Source organism: Pseudoalteromonas issachenkonii (assembly GCF_002310795.1).
In the GTDB taxonomy this organism is placed as follows: domain Bacteria; phylum Pseudomonadota; class Gammaproteobacteria; order Enterobacterales; family Alteromonadaceae; genus Pseudoalteromonas; species Pseudoalteromonas tetraodonis.
Map to the genome: position 1 here is coordinate 307,334 of NZ_CP011031.1, position 22,536 is coordinate 329,869.

16 protein-coding genes are annotated in these 22,536 nt (G+C 40.6%); 10 read left to right on the top strand and 6 right to left on the bottom strand.

The features are described from left to right. Positions 1 to 29 precede the first annotated feature (29 nt). From PISS_RS17045 to PISS_RS17060, 4 genes are all read left to right on the top strand, one after another. Positions 30 to 1,037, top strand: a complete 1,008-nt coding sequence (locus tag PISS_RS17045; RefSeq protein ID WP_010389326.1) for a LacI family DNA-binding transcriptional regulator — start codon at positions 30 to 32, stop codon at positions 1,035 to 1,037. A gap of 169 nt (positions 1,038 to 1,206) precedes the next feature. Next, on the top strand, positions 1,207 to 2,445 hold the full coding sequence (locus tag PISS_RS17050) for an MFS transporter (protein ID WP_024602688.1): 1,239 nt from the start codon (positions 1,207 to 1,209) through the stop codon (positions 2,443 to 2,445). A 15-nt stretch (positions 2,446 to 2,460) separates the two neighbouring features. Continuing rightward, positions 2,461 to 3,957, top strand: coding sequence for an alpha,alpha-trehalase TreF (treF, locus tag PISS_RS17055; RefSeq protein ID WP_058155813.1), 1,497 nt, complete (start codon positions 2,461 to 2,463; stop codon positions 3,955 to 3,957). A 103-nt stretch (positions 3,958 to 4,060) separates the two neighbouring features. Further along, positions 4,061 to 4,750 (top strand): response regulator transcription factor, encoded by a 690-nt coding sequence (locus tag PISS_RS17060; protein ID WP_013462996.1) that lies wholly within the window; start codon positions 4,061 to 4,063, stop codon positions 4,748 to 4,750. Between the two features lie 52 nt (positions 4,751 to 4,802). Here PISS_RS17060 and PISS_RS17065 read toward each other — a convergent pair whose 3' ends face one another. From PISS_RS17065 to PISS_RS17080, 4 genes are read right to left on the bottom strand one after another with little or no spacing between them, the layout of a single operon-like run. Next, on the bottom strand, positions 4,803 to 5,576 hold the full coding sequence (locus PISS_RS17065; RefSeq protein ID WP_058155816.1) for a CsgG/HfaB family protein: 774 nt from the start codon (positions 5,574 to 5,576) through the stop codon (positions 4,803 to 4,805). Next, a complete protein-coding gene (locus tag PISS_RS17070) occupies positions 5,576 to 5,998 on the bottom strand; it encodes a curli assembly protein CsgF (RefSeq protein WP_016900115.1) in 423 nt (140 codons plus the stop codon). Before PISS_RS17070 ends, PISS_RS17065 begins: the two co-directional genes overlap by 1 nt. Next, positions 5,992 to 6,384: a curli production assembly/transport protein CsgE gene (locus tag PISS_RS17075; RefSeq protein WP_013462999.1), complete on the bottom strand. Its 393-nt coding sequence runs from the start codon at positions 6,382 to 6,384 to the stop codon at positions 5,992 to 5,994. Before PISS_RS17075 ends, PISS_RS17070 begins: the two co-directional genes overlap by 7 nt. A gap of 41 nt (positions 6,385 to 6,425) precedes the next feature. After that, on the bottom strand, positions 6,426 to 7,934 hold the full coding sequence (locus tag PISS_RS17080; protein WP_058155817.1) for a curlin: 1,509 nt from the start codon (positions 7,932 to 7,934) through the stop codon (positions 6,426 to 6,428). A 570-nt stretch (positions 7,935 to 8,504) separates the two neighbouring features. Here PISS_RS17080 and PISS_RS17085 point away from each other — a divergent pair. From PISS_RS17085 to PISS_RS17100, 4 genes are all read left to right on the top strand, one after another. Next, positions 8,505 to 11,012, top strand: coding sequence for a S8 family serine peptidase (locus PISS_RS17085; protein WP_058155819.1), 2,508 nt, complete (start codon positions 8,505 to 8,507; stop codon positions 11,010 to 11,012). A 229-nt stretch (positions 11,013 to 11,241) separates the two neighbouring features. Next, positions 11,242 to 14,412, top strand: coding sequence for a glycosyl hydrolase family 18 protein (locus tag PISS_RS17090; RefSeq protein ID WP_096040850.1), 3,171 nt, complete (start codon positions 11,242 to 11,244; stop codon positions 14,410 to 14,412). A 66-nt stretch (positions 14,413 to 14,478) separates the two neighbouring features. Further along, the gene (locus tag PISS_RS17095; RefSeq protein WP_013463005.1) at positions 14,479 to 16,074 is read left to right on the top strand and encodes a lytic polysaccharide monooxygenase; all 1,596 of its coding nucleotides are present in this window, start codon (positions 14,479 to 14,481) and stop codon (positions 16,072 to 16,074) included. Positions 16,075 to 16,147: 73 nt separating this feature from the next. Beyond that, positions 16,148 to 18,778, top strand: coding sequence for a glycosyl hydrolase family 18 protein (locus PISS_RS17100; protein ID WP_013463006.1), 2,631 nt, complete (start codon positions 16,148 to 16,150; stop codon positions 18,776 to 18,778). 78 nt (positions 18,779 to 18,856) lie between these two features. On the opposite strand, the gene PISS_RS17105 is transcribed toward PISS_RS17100, so the two are convergent. After that, positions 18,857 to 19,339, bottom strand: coding sequence for a putative 4-hydroxy-4-methyl-2-oxoglutarate aldolase (locus tag PISS_RS17105; RefSeq protein WP_013463007.1), 483 nt, complete (start codon positions 19,337 to 19,339; stop codon positions 18,857 to 18,859). Between the two features lie 339 nt (positions 19,340 to 19,678). Here PISS_RS17105 and PISS_RS17110 point away from each other — a divergent pair, with 339 nt between their 5' ends. After that, on the top strand, positions 19,679 to 21,142 hold the full coding sequence (locus tag PISS_RS17110; protein ID WP_013463008.1) for a carbon starvation CstA family protein: 1,464 nt from the start codon (positions 19,679 to 19,681) through the stop codon (positions 21,140 to 21,142). A gap of 72 nt (positions 21,143 to 21,214) precedes the next feature. Here PISS_RS17110 and PISS_RS17115 read toward each other — a convergent pair whose 3' ends face one another. After that, the gene (locus tag PISS_RS17115) at positions 21,215 to 21,733 is read right to left on the bottom strand and encodes a TetR/AcrR family transcriptional regulator (RefSeq protein WP_013463009.1); all 519 of its coding nucleotides are present in this window, start codon (positions 21,731 to 21,733) and stop codon (positions 21,215 to 21,217) included. 178 nt (positions 21,734 to 21,911) lie between these two features. Between PISS_RS17115 and PISS_RS17120 the strand changes: the two genes are divergently transcribed. Then, positions 21,912 to 22,532: a glutathione S-transferase gene (locus PISS_RS17120; protein ID WP_016900120.1), complete on the top strand. Its 621-nt coding sequence runs from the start codon at positions 21,912 to 21,914 to the stop codon at positions 22,530 to 22,532. Positions 22,533 to 22,536: the final 4 nt, after the last annotated feature.

Genomic DNA, 22,536 nt, shown 5'->3' on the forward strand with positions numbered 1-22,536 from the left:
AACAGCCGCAGTGGAGCGTTTAGGGTTTTATGAATAATAAAAAAATTAAATTAGCTGATTTAGCAAAGCTTGCTGGGGTGTCTACCTCAACGGTTTCGCGCGCGCTGAATAATAATCCGCTCATTAAGCAAGAAACCCGCGACAAGCTTCAGCAGCTTGCAAAAAAACATAATTTTAGCCTTAACACGGCAGCTAGCCGTTTGCGTACGCAAAAGACCAATGTTGTTGCCGTCATTATTAATCTTGATGAGCAAACCGAGCAATCAATCAGCGATCCATTTTTACTCAAGGTAGTGAGCGAAATTAACCTTGCGCTTAATCAACAGGGGTTAGAGTTGTTGTTATCTAACTCTATTATGGCGCAAGATGACTGGGCTAATTACTTTATTAATGGCCGCCGAGCAGATGGCATTATTGTTGTGGGGCAAGGAAAAAACCAAACTAATATAGAAGCGGCTGCCGATGCAGGTATTCCTTTAGTTGTATGGGGGGATCCAAAAACACAAAGCAATTATCCTATTGTCGGCAGCGATAACTACTTAGGAGGAATGCAAGCGACCGCTCATTTAATAGAACACGGTGCTAAAAATATTTTATTTTTAGGCGACCCTGAGCATGGTGAAATTAGTGAAAGGCATCGTGGTTACGCTGCTGCACTTTCTACCCATAAACTTGAGCAGCATGTTATATCCATTGATCTTACCAGTCGCTCTGCTTATCAAGCAATTAATCAATTATTACGTGAAAAAGGGTTGTATTTTGACGCGATTATGGCCTGTAGTGACATGGTTGCACTGGGAGCGATGAAAGCGCTGAAAGAGCGCTACGTGAGCATTCCCAACGATGTGGCTCTGGTTGGATTTGATGACATTGCCATGGCTGATATCAGCCATCCTTCACTTTCTACAATTAAACAAAACACCCAATTTGCTGCGACTTTGTTAGTTAAAAAGTTAATACAGCAGTTTTCAGGTGAAAAAGTCGAATCACAAGTTATTGATATAGAGTTAATTACTCGCCAGTCAAGCAAACGTTAATCTAGTATGCATGTATATTAATTGTTAAATTTAAAATGCAAACGATTGCAATGATATTTATTCTACTCTAAACTCAGGATTCACTGACTAACACACACGGTAATTTACCAGCTATGGGTAATTTGCTTTATAAACGTTATGGCCTATGTCGCTATAAACGAGGCACGCAATGAGTAAAATAAAAATCACACTGGCAATTGCTGCAAGCTATTTTATTTTCGCAATATTATTAAATAGCGTAGGCACTGTTATTTTGCAGGCTATAAACACATTAGGAGTAAGCAAAACCGAAGCGTCGGTTTTAGAGGGGTTTAAAGACTTATCTATTGCAATAATGTCATTTGTTGTTGCTTCATTTATACCACGTTTAGGCTACAAGCTTGCAATGCTGCTAGCACTGATAGTTGTCGCTATAGCGTGTTTGAGTACGGCTGTAATAAGTGACTTTTACATGTTTAAAGTGTTATTTGCTGCTGTGGGTTGTGGTTTTGCGGTCGTTAAGGTGTCGGTTTATTCAATTATTGGCCAAGTGACTGAGGATGCAAATAGTCACTCATCATTACTGAACACCATAGAAGGCATTTTTATGGTGGGTGTATTAAGTGGCTATTGGGTATTCACCGCATTTATAGACCCTGTTGATAGCAATGCCTGGTTGAACGTTTATTACGTATTAGCAGCGCTTACGCTTTTGGTGATTATCAGTGTCGTAATAGCACCAATAAAGCCTGCTATCAAAGGTCAAAAAAGCAACTCGGGTTGGAATGACTTTATTGCTATGCTCAAACTTACCTATCAACCGTTAGTGCTGATTTTTATTATTAGTGCATTTTTGTATGTGTTAATCGAGCAAGGGGTAGGGACTTGGTTGCCTACATTTAATAATCAAGTTTTGCAATTACCAGTAGCTATTAGTATTCAACTAGCGAGTATTTTTGCCGCAGCTCTTGCTTTTGGGCGCTTAGTGGCGGGCCAAGTATTAAAGCATATTCATTGGTTTGTAGTACTTAGCTGTTGTTTAGTTGCTATGGCTGCATTGATCATTATTACCTTACCACTAACGGAAAACTTACCTAAAAGCGAGGTGAATAGTTTATTTGATGCGCCTCTGGCGGCGTTTGTTTTGCCATTAATTGGCTTTTTTATGGCGCCCATTTATCCGGTACTCAACTCAGTCATGCTCAGTGCGCTTCAAAAGCATAAACATGCTGCAATGACAGGGTTAATCGTTGTGTTTTCAGCACTTGGTGGCACCACAGGGTCGGTGATAACCGGGTATGTATTTGAGCACTTTAGTGGCCAGTATGCTTTTTATCTTTCACTTGTGCCCATTAGTTTAATTTTTATTAGCGTGATTATTTTTAAAAAACGCACCCATGCCATTTCACAACACGCAGTCAATAGTTAATAGATTAGGACAGTTATGAGTTTTTTTAATAGCCAATTATTTAAAGATGTACAAACACAGCACATATTTAGCGACTGTAAAACGTTTGCTGATGCAACAGCGCGTGTTGATTGGCAAAGTGCCTGTAAACAGTATGAGCAAATAGCACCCCTTGATAAAACTCAATTAAGAGACTTTGTTGATGCGCATTTTATAACAACACCTTTATTAACAATGAAAGGGGCTGCAAATACCACAAGTGTAAAAGGCTACATAAACTCACTGTGGAGCGGCCTTCGACGTGAAGCCGATACACCCAAAGCTAATTCTTTACTCGCTTTAAAGCACAGCTATATTGTACCTGGTGGACGTTTTCAAGAAATTTATTATTGGGATAGTTACTTTACTGCGCTGGGTTTAATTGATGCAGATAAAAGTGATGTAGTAGAAGACATGCTACAAAACTTCATAGACTTAATTAACGATTACGGCTGCATTCCAAATGGTAACCGCAGTTATTATTTATCGCGTTCACAACCGCCGATTTTAGCGCTGATGGTTGAGCTTTTATGGCAGCACACTCACAGTAAAACACATAATTTAGCTTGGCTTAAATTGTGTGTTGAAGCTTTAACAAAAGAGCACGCATTTTGGATGCAAGGAGCAGATACACTCAGTGATACGCAAACAAGTGTAAAACGCGTGGTAACAATGCCATGTGGTGGGGTATTAAATCGCTATTGGGATGATGAGGCGGCTCCTCGCGCAGAGTCATTAAGAGAAGACTTAGCGCTTGCATCAGGGTTTAGTGATGATAAAAAAACTGAGTTTTATCGTAATATTCGTGCTGCGTGCGAATCTGGGTGGGACTTTAGCTCGCGCTGGTTAGCCGAGTCAAACTTACTAAGCTCAATTCAAACGACAGATATTGTACCCATAGATTTAAATTGCCTACTGTACAATTTAGAAAATCAGCTTAGTAAATGCTTTAAATTGCTTGGTAATGAGCAACAATCACAAACGTACAGCGACTATGCTGTAAAAAGAAAGTTACTTATTAATCAATATCTTTGGAGTAATGGGAAGCGTTTTTTTGTTGATTATAATCATAAGCTATCTAAGCCGTCTGCTATTTTAAGTGCAGCGGCAAGTACCCCGCTTTTTGTTAATTTAGCCTCGCAACAGCAAGCTGAACTGGTTGCAAACGTATTGAGCGAGCAGTTTTTAAAAGTAGGTGGTATTGTAACAACGGTTGTTGATACTCCACAGCAATGGGACAGCCCGAATGGCTGGGCTCCATTACAATGGTTTGCGGTAAAAGGCTTGCGTAATTATGGTATTGATCAATTAGCTACACGCATAATGAAAAACTGGCTAACAATGGTAGAACAAGATTTTATTGAAAATAAATGCTTGCTCGAAAAATATAACGTATGCACACCGCAAAAAAAAGCCAGCGGGGGTGAATATCAAGTACAACAAGGATTTGGTTGGACTAACGGTGTTACATCACGCTTTTATACCCTTTTATAGGGTAACTAAACTCATTGGCTTATACCAAAAGAGCATTGTGTTTTGTAGTTAATTTAGGTAATGTGACGATTGTTGTAAATCTAATGTTTCAAGGATGAGTTATATGTTGCAAAAAAGCTCGGCTTTTATTAAGACAACGCTTCAATCGTCTTTCCATTCTCAAAACTACACAGTTATTTTAAGAACACTTCAAGCCATTTTTGGTGATATAAAAATGGACAGTACTATCCCACATATTGATCAGCGTGGTGCTTATGACATTTTTCTAATTGATGGATCTCAAAATGATTGGCAGGACTTGATCCCAGCAGATTTAATTTGTTTGGCTAAACAGTATAAAGTTGTGCTTTTTAATGTAGAACTAGAGCAAGTATGTGAAAAAAACTTATTACTCAATCATTTTAATGGGGTATTTTATAAATCGGCAGCAGCAGAAGATATATTTAAAGGCTTAGTAAGAATTTCTACTGGTGAGCTTTGGTTTACTCGTAAAGTAATCTCTAAGGCCTTTAATGATATTCTAAGTGTGGCCTCTTCGTTTAGCTCCTTAAGCGAAGATATCACGTTAAATGAAGCTGACTATAAACATTTAACTAAACGAGAAAAATCGGTTATTCATTTAATTGCACAAGGAGCGAGTAATAATAAAATAGCGGACAAACTAAATATTAGCGACCATACTGTTAAAACTCACCTTTATAGCGCATTTAAAAAAACTAATTCGCGTAATAGAGTTGAATTGGCCAATTGGGCGCAAAGATATATTTCAGTATTATTACCCGTTGAGAGCTAATCGTTATTTGCTTGGCCACATCAATGACGTTGTGGCCATCTGCAAGAATAGGTTAAGCTGCCTGTTTAGCCCATAAGCCTTTATCAATACCTTTGGTGATAAGATCTGTAAGCGCCTTTTCTATTGCTTGCGTTACGCAAATGCTCATTGGTTCATTATCACTAAAGCCCGCCTCAGCTTCCGCCAGACGTTTATAGCTAACATACCTAAAAAAACCTGCTCGCATTTCTTGGCTCAATACTTTTTTGCTGGTGGCTACTGATAACAATACTTGGCCAGTTCTTACATCTACGGCACGTAAATAGATTGATATTGCATCTTCACGATATAGCTCTGATGCGCCAATACCAAAATATTCCATTCCTAAGCCACCCGTTTTTACATTGGTGTCGTAACTAATTATACCGCCTTCTAAAATGATTTTCGCAGTGGTTAACGGCGGTAGCTCGCCTTGATTAGGGTTAGTCGCTTGTGCCGCTCTAATAATTTTTCGCTCAGTCAAAATATTTTGCAAACCCTCACGTTCAACCGGCGTAAACCAGTCAGACTCATGTAATGCTTGCACTAGAATAGAGTTTGCACCTTGAGTGACGGCCGTTGAAAACGAGCTAACATTAGTTTGTGGCTTATATTGACCAGTTTGATCGCGAAATGAATAAACCGAGACTGGAATGCTGCCCGCAGGTTTAGGTAAGCTTTTTAAATCAGAAAAGACATCTGTTGGCTCTAACGTTACCGCACTTTGTTTTGACGGAGGGATTAAATTACCCATAGTAGAGCAACCACTAAGAGAAAGAGCGATTGTTATTATTATTAATTTATACATTATCCAAACCTCGGTACTTCGATAACCACAACCGAGTCATCAATTACATTTGTTATTCTAACCGTGATAGTGTCGGTTGTACTGGTGATCACTTCTATTTGATAATCACCACTCATAAAAATGGAGTCTTGATTAAAAACACTGTCTTCAATATTTTCCCCAAAAGCCATGTCGGTGATTTCTCTCACCATTCGATTTAAGTATGTCCGCTCTAATGAATCTTGAAACTGCTCTGCATACCCTTTTTCGACAACCGGCGCTTTATGTTTATTTTGTGCTTGTGCCTTACTAAGCAGCATATTTGCATTGAGAGGGTTGCCACCAAAACTCGGGTTAATAGGGGTATAAATAATTTCAGTTGCGGAGACTGAAAAGCTTAAAGTTGTTATTATTGTTAATGCTATTTTTTTCATTGTTACCATCCATTCAATGCCATATCAGGACTCGCTGTTTGCATATTCGATCGCGCCATGGCGTCCATTACAGAGTGCACTGCTTGCTCTACTCGCTCGTCCAAAGGCTCTAACTTTCGTCCCAAATGGGTTGCATAAATAATCTTATGATTCATTATTAAAACTAATTTAGTACCAGCACGGGGTATAACCGTTTCTTTTATTTCTACATTAAAGCCAGCTGTTGAAGGCAGTTCACGCCAATAATTTGAAAATTCACTGTAAAATTGATACCCAAAGCGACTAATACTTTTGTTTAGTAATAATCCATCGATTTCTAATTCAGCACTGGCATTACTCAAAGGAGTAAAAAAAGTTAAAAGTATAAAAAGATAGATATATTGTTTATTTTTCATAGTTAAAATAAGGGAGAGGGTTACTCTCCCCGTCTCATCAATTACATTTGTGTAATTGTTGCTGTATTACCATCACCAAGTTGAGTGACAGAGAATGTACTGTTAAAGCCAATTACGTTACCTTCAACAGTGTTGTAGTTACCGGTTTGAGTAACAGAGAATGAAACGTTTTCACCGCCTAATAAAAACGCTGAATCTCCAGTTCCACCTACCCAGTTACCTTCGCCTTGCTGTGCAATATCAATAGAGTGATTACTGCCTTCTACCATTAAGTCAATAACGTTAATATCACCATTTTGAGCAATATCAATTTGGTTTGCGTTACTATCAAGGATACCCGCTAGTGTAACAATCGCCTCGTTTTGATTACCGACTTGATTAACATCAATATCGTTATCGTTTGAAGTGAGAGAAACATCAGGGTATGAAGACTGCACTAAAATTGCGTTTTCATCGCCACCTGATTGGCTAAGATCAACATCGTTACCGCTACCATTAAAGTTAGCTAAATGAACCGAGTTAAAATCACTAACCTGGGTTACTGTAAATTCATTATTTGAACCAATGACACCCATGTATGCTTCATTAGTGTTACCAACTTGCATTGCTGTAAGCTCATTGTTATCGCCCATTAGCTCAGTAGTCGCAAGGTTTTCATCACCAATTTGATTAACTGTTACTTCATTGAATGAACCGTCAAAAAGACCAGACTCAATAGCATTATTCGAACCTTCTTGGTCTAGTTTTATTTCATTATCATTACCAGTAACGGCTGCAAAAGTAATGGTATTGTTATCACCGCTGCTTTGTTCAATAGCTATTTCGTTGTCATCACCAGCAATATCAGTAAATGTAATGATGTTACGTGAACCATCCTGGTTAACGTCAATCTCATTTTCGTTACCGCGTAATGAGCCTATTTTAAATTCATTCCAGGTGTCTGTTTGTTCAATTTCAATAATGTTTTCATCGCCTGATAAGCTAAGTACTTCAAATTCTTGCCACATACCAGACTGAGATGAAATAATTTCGTTACCATTACCTCTCATGTCCATGTTGTAAAACCAGTGACCGCCATTTCCTTGTTCAACGTCAATATTATTATCGCTACCAGTGATAATATTGATTGCTTCATTGTTTTGAAATAATCCTTGGCCGAATTGAGAAACATAAACGCCGTTGTTATCACCCGTTATGCGTGTGATGAAACCATTAGCAACACCATCTTGAGCATAAGTTTGTTGGTTGTTATCACCTGTTGTTTCAACTTCGGCGTAATTACCATTTTGTAATTGAGCTATTTTAACATCGTTGTTGTTACCGATTTCAGTAGCTAGTGCAGTATTGCCATCGCCATCTTGAGAGACTAATGCCGTGTTGTCAGAAAATGATTGCTTAACTGTTACAGCATTCTCAATGCTACTTACAGATACTTTAGCTGCAAGCTCAGAAGTTGAACCTGCTTTTGTTTCTGTGTTTGCGTTTGCTGTAAAGCTGGCGCCCATTGCAATTGCAATTGCACAGCTTAAAAGTGATTTATTCAATTTCATTATTATTCTCCTTGAAAGATAAAATAAAATACCTTGATTATTTATTAAGTTTTAAAAAGGTATTTTCGTTGCAGCATGCCGTGCTGCCATAATGTGTGATTAGCTTTTTATTCTTAAACGTAAAATGCTGTTTTAAATATGAACTAGGGTTTGGTCATTAGTACTTGGTAAGGTGGTTTGCCATTCACTAATTCATAACTGCTCAGTCACTGTATTCTTCAATGAGTTCATTTTGAATCATCTTTTTTAATGGTAATTTAAATCTATAAATTTCAATTACTTACCAGTTTAATTTGTATTTTCTATCTATTTACATCAAAAACCAGTAAAAAATAATGAGTTAATGCCATGTTAAAAATAAGTTATTTAATTCATTAAAATGGCTGCTATTAATGTTTTTTTTACTGTATTTCTAGTTAAAAATAATGGTTTTGTTCCTGATTTTGCTTTTTTTACTTGAGTTAGTGACTGATTACCCGTTTTCTTAACGCTTGCCACGTGATTACTTAAATTCATAAACGTAAATATTTCGCTTAGTAAAGCTAAGTTAACTTAATTACGGATAGAACAATGAAAACAAAATTATCTATTATTACACTTGCACTTTTACCTTGTTTAGCTGCGGCTAAATTGCCTGATGTTAACAGTACAACTCAAAAAGTAACTGCGAGCAGTGACTCGATTATTGTTAAGTATAAAAAGAATGCTTCGCCGGAAATGCGTAAGCAAGCTCGTTCGTTAGTAAAAGCCAAAATATCTGATCTAAATAACGATGAAATTGATGATAACTTCACCTCGTTATTTTCTGGCCGCCTCGCAAAATTTAAAATATCAGGAATGAGTGCTAAAGAAGCAATTGAGCGCTTAAAATCGCATCAAGCTATTGAGTATGTTGAGCCTGATTACCGAGTGAGCATAGCAAGCGCAACTAATGACCCTCGTTTTGATGATTTATGGGGCTTAAACAACGAAGGCCAAACTGGTGGCACGGCTGATGCCGATATTGATGCACCAGAAGCATGGTCAATCTCTACAGGTAGTCGTGATGTTGTAGTAGGTGTTATTGATACGGGTGTTGATTATAGCCACCCTGATTTAGCTGCGAACGCGTGGGTAAACAGTGGTGAAATTGCCAGTGATGGTATCGATAATGACGGAAACGGTTACATTGATGACGTTCACGGTATTAATGCAATTACTGATGTTGGTGACCCGATGGATGACGAAGGCCATGGTACACACGTATCGGGTACAATCGGTGCCAGTGGTAACAATGGTGTCGGTGTTGTTGGTGTAAACCATGATGTTTCTATTGTTGGTTGTAAGTTTTTAGCCGCAGATGGTACAGGTTCTACCTCTGGTGCTATTAAGTGTATCGATTACATGGTTGGCCTTAAAAATGCGGGTGTTAATCTGCGTGTGTTAAATAATAGCTGGGGCGGCGGTGGTTTTAGCCAAGCGTTAGCTGATGCGATTACGGCTAGTGAGCAAGCTGATATTTTATTTGTTGCTGCTGCGGGTAACGATGCGGTTGATAACGACCAAAATCCACACTACCCATCTAACTATGAAAACGACAACGTATTATCGATAGCAAGTACTGATAGCAGAGATAATATGTCTAGTTTTTCTCAATGGGGCCTAACAAGTGTTGATATGGGCGCACCTGGCTCAGGTATTTTGTCGACCGTTCCTGGTAATAGCTATGCTACTTATTCAGGTACATCTATGGCAACACCGCATGTAGCTGGTGCTGCTGCACTTGTACTTTCAGTTAATCCTGATTTAACAACACTAGAGCTTAAAGAATTACTTATGTCTAGTGGTGATGCTAATGCGGCATTAAATGGTAAAACGGTTGCAGGTACACGCCTAAATGTTAACCAAGCGCTAATTGATGCTGATCCAACTCCAGGCTTTAAATTATCTGTATCGCCGGTTTCTCAGCAAGCGGCTGTAGGTGATACGGTTACTTATACCTTTACGATTGGCTCAATTGCACAATGGGAAGGTGACGTTTCACTGGCTTTAGCTTCAGATCTTACCGATGCATCACTAAGCGCAACTACCGCTCGTCCGGGCGATGAAGTTGTTCTAACGGTTGCAACTAACAGCGATACTCAGTGGGGAAATTACGACTTTACTGTTACCGCAACAACTGAAGAGCAAGTTAAAGAACAAACTGTTAGTTTAATGCTTCAACCTGCTGGTTTAAATGACTTTACTTACAGCAGTGATGAAAACATCGCTATTCCAGATAATTCTCCAGAGGGCGCAAGCTCAGTTATTACTGTTGCTGATGATTTAACTATTTTTGGCACCACTGCTGATGTAGATATTACGCATACTTGGTCTGGTGACTTAGTACTTACGCTTATTTCAGCGCAAGGTACAGAAGTGACTTTACAAAGCAATGAAGGTGGCAGTGCAGACGATATTGTTAAGTCATTTACATCAAGCGTATTTAATTCTGAAGTGGCAACCGGAGATTGGACACTTCATGTTGAAGATACAGCTGGTGCAGATACGGGTAATATCAATGGTTGGTCACTTACATTTAGCGCTATTGGTGAGGTAAGCCCACAACCACCACAAGCTGGCTTTAGTGTTTCAGCACAAGGTTTAACTGCTACATTTGTAGATACAAGTCGTGATGTAAATGATGACATTTCACAGTGGAGCTGGAACTTTGGTGATGGTTCAACATCAACAAACCCAAATCCTACACATGTTTACGCTCAGTCAGGAAGTTATGAGGTTGAATTAACCGTAACGGATAGTGAAAATAACTCAGATACATTCACTCAAACAGTGGTTGTTAGTGATGTTGAAATTGAATTGAGCTTAAAACGCGCTAACAAGTCACGTCTTGATACTATGCGTGTTGAGTTAAACTGGGCAGAAGTAGGGGCTGAGTCACTTAGCCTATACCGAAATGGCGAACTAGTAGATACCGTATCAGATAATGGCCGTTACCGTGATTATGTGCGTAACGCAACATTACCGGCATACGACTATCAGTTATGCGTATCTGAAAACGTATGTTCGAATATTATTACGGTTTCATTTTCTGAATAAAACGTTTACCCCTTAGACATTCAAAGCCCAGCAATGCTGGGCTTTTTTATGGAATATCCCTTCTTAATTTTATAGTAATAAATAATTAGTTAATTTTATAATGTAACTATTTTGTATTTATTTTGTTTGTTATTTGTGCATTATTTTCTTGATATTTACGATATCCATGTTAAGTTTGTACCTGAAAGGTAAAAAATAATGAGTATAAACATCGTTAATGGAGGAGCCAATGAGCTCACGTAAAATAATAACAAATGCCTTTAATCTAAGTGCTTTATCGTTAAGTTTTCTTAGTTTAAATGTACACGCGTCTATTGATTGCAGTGCGTTAGAACAGTGGCAAACAGGCCAGACACACGTTGCTGGAGATCAAGTGCAAGCGCAAAGCACAGCGTATGAAGCTAGCTGGTGGACGCAAGCCAATCCAGTGGAGAATGCTGGTGATTATAAAGATTGGAAAATTTTGGGTGTATGTGACAACGCTGTCATTGATAATGAAATTCCAGTAATTACCGAGTTAATGCCTGCAGACGGTTTTCAACTAACCGATAAAGACAGCGTTGTCATATCGGCGCAAGCAATTGATAACGATGGAGAGGTAACCACCGTTGAGTTTTTTGTTGATGGTATTTTTCTAGCTGCAGATACTTCATCACCTTACAGCGTTGATTGGCAAGCTGTGGCGGGTTCTCATCAAATAAGTGCAATTGCAACGGATGATCAAGGTGCGCAGTCATTACAAATCATCAATACCTTAACAGTTGCAGATGACGTTACTAATCCTGTTAATCAAGTACCCGTTGCATCAATTTCATTGAGTACCTTACCTGAACAGCTAATTGTGGGTTCACAAGTTGTGTTTGAGCTTTCAGGTAGCGATAGCGATGGTGAGATCACCGCGCTTAATTTTGCTATAAATGGTGATGATACTCATCAAGCGACATCAGCAACTAGTCAGTACACATGGCAGGCTACAGCTCTTGGGCAAGCCAGCTTTACACTTACAGTGACTGATAATGAAGGGGCTACAGCACAAACCACAAAAACCCTAAATGTTGTTGACTCTGCAGCGCCCGGCAGTGGTGTAACTGATTGTCAACCACAAGGGTTATATCAAACCCCCGGTGTTAATACGCCTTATTGTACTGTGTATGATGCTGATGGTCGTGAAGTTATGGGAGCTGACCACCCGCGTCGTGTTATTGGTTATTTTACTAGTTGGCGAAATGGTGCTAATGACCAACCAAGTTATCTAGTTAATGATATTCCATGGGATAAAATTACTCATATTAATTATGCCTTTGCGCATGTTGATGCCAATAATAAAGTATCTATTGGCGATCCTAATTCAGCAAATAATCCTGCTACAAACATGGAATGGCCAGGCGTTATTGGCGCTGAAATGGATCCTGAGTTTGCATACAAAGGGCACTTTAATCTTTTAAATAAATACAAAAAACAACACCCACACGTTAAAACCTTGGTATCGGTAGGTGGCTGGGCTGAAACGGGGGGGTATTTTGATGAAACCGGCCGCGTTGAAAGTGGTGGCTTTTATACCATGACCACCCATGCTGATGGCTCAGTCAATTATGAAGGTATTAATGCATTTGCAAAAAGCACCGTTGAGTTTATTGAAAAATATGGATTTGACGGCGTTGATATTGATTATGAATACCCATCTTCAATGAACGACTCAGGTCACCCCGATGATTTTCCTATATCCAACGCGCGCCGTGCAGGATTGAATGCCTCATACCAAGTGCTAATGAAAAAAGTACGTGAAGAGCTAGACCGTGCAGGTGAAGCAGCAGGTAAGCACTATTTACTCACTATTGCGTCTCCATCTTCTGGTTATTTATTACGAGGTATGGAAACCTTTCAAGCGGTTAAATATCTGGATTATGTAAACATTATGTCTTACGACTTACATGGCGCTTGGAACTCACATGTAGGGCACAATGCTGCCTTGTTTGACACCGGTTTAGACTCAGAACTGACACAATGGAACGTCTACGGCACTAAAGAATTTGAAGGGATTGGTTACTTAAACACCGATTGGGCGGTTCGTTATTTCCGAGGGGCAATGGCTGCCGGTCGAATCAATATCGGTATTCCTTATTATACTCGAGGTTTTAAAGATGTGTCGGGCGGAACTAATGGTCTATGGGGTCAATCGGCTTTACCAAACCAAGCTGATTGTGCCACAGGTACAGGGGTTGGTGAAAAGAACAAGTGTGGTAATGGTGCATTAGGTATTGATAACCTTTGGCACGATAAGAACGACGCAGGTCAAGAAATGCCCGCCGGTTCAAATCCTTTATGGCACGCTAAAAATCTCGAAAATGGTATTGTTGGCTCTTACCTCGAAGTGTATGGCTTAACCCCCGATACCGATGCTGACGATCGCTTAACAGGTTCTTACACACGTTATTACGACAGTGTTGCCGTCGCACCTTGGCTTTGGAATGCCGATAAAAAAGTATTTCTGTCGATAGAAGATGAAGAGTCGATGGCCTCTAAAGTTGATTATGTTATTAACAACGGCCTTGGCGGTATCATGTTCTGGGAGCTTGCTGGTGATTTTGATTACGACTCAGCAAAAGGCGAGTACTTCATGGGGTCAACGCTTACTTCACTTGCATACGATAAGTTTAATCAAAGCGGTGTTGCATATGATGTACATGGCGGAAATCCAAACTTTACAGTGCCTGCTGAAGCTGTAGATATCACATTTGAAGCCAAAGACTTCCCTGTCGGTGATGATAACTACCCAATCAGCCCAACATTTGCGTTTACCAATAACTCAAGCCTTGATTTAAGCGGTGCAAAAATTTCATTTGATGTACCGGTATCAACCTCTGCTATTTTTAAATCCAACTGGAATGCACAAGAAAAACTGGGCATGGCAGTAGAAGTAAATGGCTCGAACGCAGCGGGTAATAATATTGGCGGTTTTGAGAACGAGTTCCACCGTTTCTCAATCACACTGAACAATGAATGGGGCGGTCAACCAAAAGACTTTAGCGCTGGTGCAACTGTGAATGCACAAGTGATGTACTACATGCCAATCACTGGGCCTAGCAACTTTACCATTGAAAAAGATGGAAAAACTTACGCATTCAAAGCTGAATACCCAATGCTACCAGGTGCAACACCGGGTGATGGCACGGGCAATCCAGATAACGGTGGCGGTGACCCTGTAGGTACGTGTGAAGGAGTTGATATAGCCACGATTCCTGTTTATCCAAATTTCCCTCAAACAGACTGGGCGGGCAACCCAAGTCATGCTGCTGGCGGCGATCTAATGGTGCATAACAACGCAGTTTATAAAGCCAAGTGGTGGACAAGCTCTGAGCCGGGTGCAACAGCAGATTGGACCTTAAGTTGTAGCCTGTAATTTACAAAACAATGAGGGGTAGGCCTGAGCTTGCCCCATGTATTGAGTCTAATAAAGGATAAAATAATGGCATCAATTAAACTTAACACGATTACGCTATCTGCAATCGCAGGTGGCTTGCTACTGAGTATGCTAGCACCGCAAGTACAAGCACATGGTTATATGGATAGTCCTAAAGCACGCCAAGCATTTTGCCAAGATGATGGCGGATACTGGTGGCCAGAAGATGGCACAAATATTCCTAACCTTGCTTGTCGATCAGCATATCTAGAATCCGGCACGGTGCAGTTTGTGCAAGCGATTGAATTTTCTGTTAATACTCCTGACTATTTAAATCAAACCGCAGTTGAGGCCAGTATACCAAACGGCACTTTATGTGCTGGTGGCGATACAGCCAAACGCGGTATGGATTTACCATCACCACATTGGCAACGTAGTGACGTAGTGCCCAATGCTAATGGTGAAATTCAAGTTCGTTACCTTGCATCAACACCACATAACCCCAGCTTTTGGCAGTTTTACTTAACTAAGCCAACTTTTAATGCCGCTACTGATGTATTGACCTGGCAAGACTTAGAGCTAGTTCAGGAGCATCAAAATGTTGACGTGATTAAAGACACCGATGGTGAGCGTTATTATCAAATGAGTGTGGCTATTCCACAAGGACGCAACGGTGATGCCATTTTGTACAGCCGCTGGCAACGAAACGATGTTGTGGGTGAAGGCTTTTATAACTGTAGTGATATAAATATTGTAAACGACGCTGCTCCAACCAATCCGAATGCGTGGGCAAGCCTTGGGTACTTTGTACGTCAAGGGCAAAATGCCATTGCAGGCGACACTGTATGGGCTCGCTTATTTGATGAATCTGGCCAAGAGGTGATTAATCAACAACTTAAAATCAATGCCGATAATCAAGTAAATTGGCAGCAAGTGTTGGCGTCACAACTTAACCTTGATTATGCGCATTTAGTGCAGATTGGTGTGCAAAATCAAGTTGGTGATGTTGTATTTAACAGCGCTGATGTACTAACAAACCAAGTCTATGGAAGCAATCCAAATTACACTTATACATTAAGCGTGCAGGGCACCCCTGATAATACAGCGCCTATTGTTAGTAAGCCAGAAAACCTAGTAGTTGATGAAAACACCACCACGGCTGTGCATTTACATGCGTTTGATGATGAGCAAAATGCGTTAATTTATACTTGGTCAGTACCGGCACCACTGAGTTTTACCGGTAGCGATGCCAATATCAACTTAATTTCACCTGAAGTTTCAACACCTACAGATTATACCGTTGTGGTATCTGTTTCTGATGGCCAATTAACGACCCAAACCGAGTTTGTTGTCACCGTTAATGACAGCGTTATCAATGATCCTGCTATAGCGCCTTGGAGCACTACTGAGGTTTATCAAGCAACAGATAAAGTGAGTTTTCAAGAGCGTGTTTACTTAGCTAAATGGTGGAATCAAGGTCAGCATCCCGATAGTTCAAGTGCGTGGGAGCTTGTTGAGGAGGGTACTAATCCAGCAGCATGGAGTATTAACAAAGCCTATCAAGCAGGCGCAGAAATAATCTATCAAGGACAGCGCTATCGCGCTAATTGGTGGACTCAAGGCGATACGCCAGGACAAGCCGATGTATGGAAAACACTGTAACTAAAAGCCTAAGTTTTGTAGTTCAAACTTATTAAACCAAAATAACCACATTAAAAATAGATAAGAGAGAAATATGAATATTAAACAATTAACCGCAGCTATGGGTGTTGCACTATTTGCCGGTTCTGTATCGGCAGCGCCTTCTACACCAAGTATTAATTGGGAGCCACAGCAATATTCGTTTGTTGAGGTAGACCTTGAGGGAAACGGTTCTTACAAACAGCTGGTTACCCGTGTTGAGCAAGTTAATATCAACATTGAATGGAGTGCGTGGAGCGGTGATGGCGGCGATAGCTATAAAGTGTACTTTGATGACATGCTAGTAAATGAGGGCACGCTTGCTGATGGTTCTAAAAGTGGCACTATTTCATTCCCTTATGATAAAGCAGGCCGCCATACAATGTATGTTGAACTATGTGAAGGCGGCACGACCTGTGCAAGAAGTGCGGGTAAGCCAATTGTAATTGCTGACACTGACGGCGGACATTTAGCACCATTACCTATGGATGTTGACCCAAATAACCGTGATATTGGCGTTAAGCAAGATTTAGTGACGGGCGCTTACTTTGTTGAGTGGGGGATCTATGGCCGTGATTACGATGTAACGAATATGCCAGCACAAAACCTGAGTCATATTTTGTATGGCTTCATTCCAATTTGTGGTGAAAATGCGTCGTTAACTGGCGGTCCTAAGCGCGCACTGGAAACAGCCTGTGCGGGCTCTGCAGATTACGAAGTGGTTATTCACGACCCATGGGCCGCAGTACAAAAAGCATTGCCAGGGGTTGATGCTAAAGATCCCATTCGTGGTACTTACTCGCAGTTAATGGCACTAAAACAGCGCTACCCCGATATTAAAATTTTACCATCTGTAGGTGGTTGGACGTTATCAGACCCATTTGGTGGTTTTACTAATAAAGCAAACCGCGACACCTTTGTTGCCTCAATGGAAGAGTTTTTAAGAACCTGGAAGTTTTACGATGGTGTTGATATTGACTGGGAATTCCCAGGTGGTGACGGCCCCAATCCTGATATTGGCGATCCAATTAACGATGGCCCAGCCTATGTGGCGCTTATGCAAGAGCTGCGCGCTATGCTTGATAAGCTAGAAGCAGAAACGGGTCGTACTTACGAGTTAACCTCAGCCATTGGTGCTGGTTACGATAAAATTGAAGATGTAGATTATCAAGCCGCAAGCCAGTACATGGATTACATTTTTGCCATGACCTATGACTTTTATGGCGCATGGAGTAACGTAACTGGTCATCAAACTGCACTTTACTGTGGCGAGCACATGAGTGTTGGTCAATGTAATGGCACTGGGCTTGATGAAAATGGCGAACCTCGTAAAGGCCCTGCTTATACCACCGATAATGCAGTACAGCTGTTACTTGCGCAAAATGTACCATCGAAAAAAATCGTCGTCGGCACAGCCATGTATGGCCGTGGTTGGGAAGGTGTTTACCCGCAAAATGCAGCGGTTGATGGTAACCCAATGACCGCCTCTGGTAATGGCCCGTTAAAAGGCTCCACGGCACAAGGTGTATGGGAAGATGGAGTTATTGATTACAAAGGCGTTAAAGCCAATATGATTGGTGCGGCAGGCACCGGTATTAATGGTTTTGAAGTGGGTTATGATGAGCAAGCACAAGCCGCTTATGTATGGAATCGCTCAACTGGTAAACTGATCACCTATGATAGCCGTAAGTCTGTGCTGGCCAAAGGTGCGTATGTTAATCAGCATAACTTAGGCGGTTTATTTGCATGGGAAATTGATGCTGACAATGGTGACATTCTAAATGCAATGCATGATGGCTTAGGGGGCGTAGTTGCGCCGCCAAGTAATAAAAAACCGGTTGTTTCAGTGTCTTCATCTGTGTCTGTTAATTCAGGCGAGAGCATCACAGTAACGGCTTCTGCAACCGATGCAGATAACGATCCACTGAGCTTTAGCTGGAGTGCTGATAGCGCGCTAGTAGTATCTGGACAAAATACATCATCACTGGTTATTAATGCGCCAACAGTGACTACAGATACACAGTATGTTGCAACCGTTGCGGTATCAGATGGTCAAGCAACAGTAAATCGTGATGTTGTTGTTAATGTTATTGCGCCGACATCAGGCGGCGAAAATACAGCACCGAGTGTTAATGCAATTGCTAATGTTAGTGTTGAAGAAGGCGCATCAGCAAGTGTTGCTGTAGTTGCAAACGATGCACAAAACGATGCGCTTACATATACGTGGACAGTACCAGCAGGCTTAACGTTAGTGGGCAGCGGTGCAAATGTAAGTATTGAGGCAGGCGCTGTAGATACAGATACAAACTTCACTGTTTCAGTTGCAGTCAGTGATGGCGCATTAACTACAACGCAAAGCTTTAGCGTAACAGTGACAAATGGTGATACTACCACTCCACCAACAGGAGATTGGGATGCGAGTGTTGCATACGTTGGTGGCGATGTCGTCACTTATAACGGCGTTGAATATAAAGCAAAGTGGTGGACTCAAGGCGAGCGTCCTGATTTAGGTGGTGCGTGGGAGGCAACAACACAGCCTACAGATGGTACGGGTGTCGAAGTTTGGCAGCCAACGGCTATTTATAACAGTGGTGATGAAGTTTCTTATCAAGGTAATAAGTACCAAGCTAAATGGTGGACTCAAGGGAACGAGCCAGGCTCAACCGATGTATGGTTAGCACTTTAATGTAAAACTTTATTGTTTGATTTTATAAAAAGCAGCTTTCGAGCTGCTTTTTTTATCGCGAACAGTCACTTTGATTGTTCAAAACAAGGCTTTATTACTAATAATTAATCCATTGACATCAGCATACACCCAATCACCGGTATTAATTGTGGTGTTTAACATATTAACCGGGTGATCTTTGGCACCTAAACCGCGCTTAGTGGTGCAGCGCGGCGTAGCGCCTAGCGCCATCACGGGTAAATCAAGCGTGGCAAGAATTTCAATATCGCGGCAGCAACCATTAATAATAATGCCTTGCCAGCCATTTTTTAGGGCTCGCTCTGCAATCATATCGCCAATGAATGCAAAACGCTTACTAGCAAAGCCATCCACAACCAACACTTTGCCTTCACCATTTTCATGTAATATGTTGCCAGCAAACGAGTTATCGTCTGGGCAGGTGACAGTCACTACTTGACCATAAAAGAGAGTTTTATTACCAAAGTGTTGCAAGCCACTGTCAGCGACTTGCACATGGTCGCGATGTTCATCGTATAAATCGGGCGTAGTAAACTGTGTCATTGAGGGCATCCTTGTTTTTTATAAAGCCACGTAGGCCAACGGCAGTACATTAAAAGTAGTAATAATGTTTATCGTAGGCTAATTAATCATTCAGGTGTAGCTATTGTTGTAAATTGGCGTATAGATTTTAGTTGCAATATAAGCACTTTTAACGTTTTTTTATAAGTAACTTATGCTGTTACTTAGTTTAATTTTTTTGAATAAATTTGATTTTGCCAGAGCATTAGCCAAACGTCTCATTGTTGCGTGCTTTTTCATATGCTACGTTCAATTGTTATTTTAAAATTTGGGCTGCAATACTTGGCCCTATACACACATACAAAAAGAGAAGCGTGCTTTATGATCATCTTTTTTATTTGCCTAACTATTTTAATATTAGGCTATAAGTTTTATAGCCCGTTTGTTGAAAAGCAAGCGGGCATGGATTCAACGGTCGACACACCACAAAAACGCTTTAGCGAAGGTGTTGATTACGTTGCAATTCACCCTGTTCGTGCATTTTTGATTCAATTTTTAAATATAGCAGGCGTAGGCCCCATATTTGGCCCAATATTGGGTGCATTATATGGTCCGGTTGCGCTTGTATGGATTGTGCTTGGTAATGTTTTGGGTGGCGCTGTACACGACTTTTTCTCAGGAGTAATGAGTATAAAAGAAGACGGGAAAAGCTTACCGGAAATAGCAGGGCACTACTACAACGTTGTATTTAAAGGCTTTATGCTTATTTTTACTGCGATGCTACTATTTTTTGTTGGTGTTGTATTTATTATGAGCCCGGCAGGATTATTAAGTAACCTTGATATATTTAAGGATACAATATTTGCAAATAATACCTTTTGGGTTTTGGCTATTTTAGCTTACTACTTTTTAGCCACGTTATTACCCATTGATAAAATCATCACTAAGTTTTACCCTATTTTTGGTTTGTTAATGATTGTGATGACAGTAGCTATTGCGGTATCACTGCTAATAAACGCACCGCATTTACCAGTAGCGGGCGACTTTTTAGCATACTTTGAGGCCGATCACGCTCATGACTTCTTAGCACCAAATCCTGATGGACTGCCCACTTGGCCGCTGCTATTTATAACCATTACCTGTGGTGCTATTAGTGGTTTTCACTCAACGCAAGCACCTATTATTGCTCGTTGTTTAACCAACGAAAAATACGTACGCCCAGTTTATTATGGTGCGATGATGTGTGAAGGCATTGTAGGTTGTGTTTGGGCACTTGCTGGTATTGCTGCATTCCCAGAAGGCTATGCGGGTTTAAAAGCTATGCTTGATCTTGGTGGCCCAGGTTTGGTAGTTAACCATATTGCAAACAGCTACTTAGGTGTATTTGGCGGTATTATGGCAATTATTGCTGTTGCTGTTTTCCCTATTACCTCAGGCGATACGGCGTTTCGTTCACTGCGCTTGACCGTGGTTGATGCGTTTAGTATTCCGCAAAGTTTACGTAATCGTTTATTACTAGCAATCCCTATTTTAACCATTGCTTACTTTATGACTAAGCTCGATTTCTCTGTGATTTGGCGCTACTTCGCATTCTCAAATATGCTGCTTTCTACCAGTGTGTTGTGGCTTGCGACCAAGTACTTATTTGACCGTGGTACATTCCACTGGATCACTAGTATACCAGCAGTAATCGCTACAGCAGTGACCTTGTCATACATAATGACCGCGGCAATAGGGTTAAACTTATCAAGTGATTTAGGTAAACCGATTGGTGCAGCGGTGGCTGTTATAGGGTTTATTGTATTAGCTGTTGTGCATTCAAAGCATAAAGTGCGTACGGCTTAATAAATCGTAATCTTAAAAATGTAAAAGCGAGCCTTATAAAGGCTCGCTTTTTTTATACTTGATGACTAATCGCTAAAAAGTGGCTTGTTCGAAGTAGCTGATATCATCTAGGGTTTTACTAATCATCATCGCCCCCTCTAATAAGCTCACTGTTTGTATTGCCGCGCGAGCAGGGTTTTTTTCACCATTCGCAGCGTGTGCTTGGGTTAACCAGGCTAAATTTTTATTAAAAAACCGCTGAACTTCAACCCGCACTTTATCAGGTAGGCTGTCGCTTTCTGCGCCGAGCAAGCCACATAAACACATTTTTTTATCAATCACGAGTGCATTTCTAAATAACTGAGTGTAAATATCAATAGGGTTTTTACCGTTTGCTTTGTGTGCCTCTGGTTCACCAAGTACAGCGATAAAGGCATCGGTATATTGATGCGCAAGCTCTGCACCTAAATCAGCTTTAGTTGGAAAGTGATAATGCACACTGGCACTTTTAATACCAATTTCATTGGCCAACTCTCTAAAGCTAAAATTGCTATAGCCACCAAGTCTAACTTTGTTTTCTGCTGCTTTTAACAGGGCTGCTTTTTTTGTCATTTTAAACTTCCTTCATATCGCTGCAAAAAATTATCAACCAGTAGGTAGTTATTTTCAAGCTCTTTTATTTTTAGTTTGCAAAGGTCGAGATCTTAATATAAATTACCTACCAGTAGGTAGGTAATTTATTCTTGCCAGTATTAGCTCAAACTGTGATTAAAAATATAAAGAGATAATTATGAAAATTTATGATGTAGAAAACTTTCCTAATCCATTACGTGTACGTATTGCGCTTGCTGAAAAAAAGGCGACTGATAAAGTAGAATTTGTTGCTGTTGATTTATTAAATGGTGAGCACCGTACTGAGGCTTTTTTAGCTAAAAACCCCTTAGCAGGCGTACCTGTTTTAGAGCTAGATGATGGAACGTTCATAGCAGAATGCACCGCAATTACTGAATATATTGATACCGCTTTTGCAGGCCCTTCATTAACCGGTGTTGAGGCAAAAGAGCGCGCGGTGATTAATATGATGCAAAAACGTGCGGAGTCAATGGTACTTGATGCTGTAGCCACTTACTTTCATCATGCAACGGATGGTTTAGGCCCAGCGCTTGAAACCTATCAAAATGTTGCTTGGGGAGAAAAGCAAGGTGAAAAAGCGCGCCAAGGCTTTGTTTATTTTAATACAGTGTTAGCCAACTCTGCTTATGTTGCTGGTGAGAATTTCAGTGTTGCAGATATTACTTTGTACGCCGGTCTGGTGTTTGCAGGCTTTGCAAAAATAGCTATTCCTAGTGAGCTATCACATTTAATAGCATGGCAAGAAAAGGTCGCTCAACGTCCAAGCATTGCTGTTTAGATAT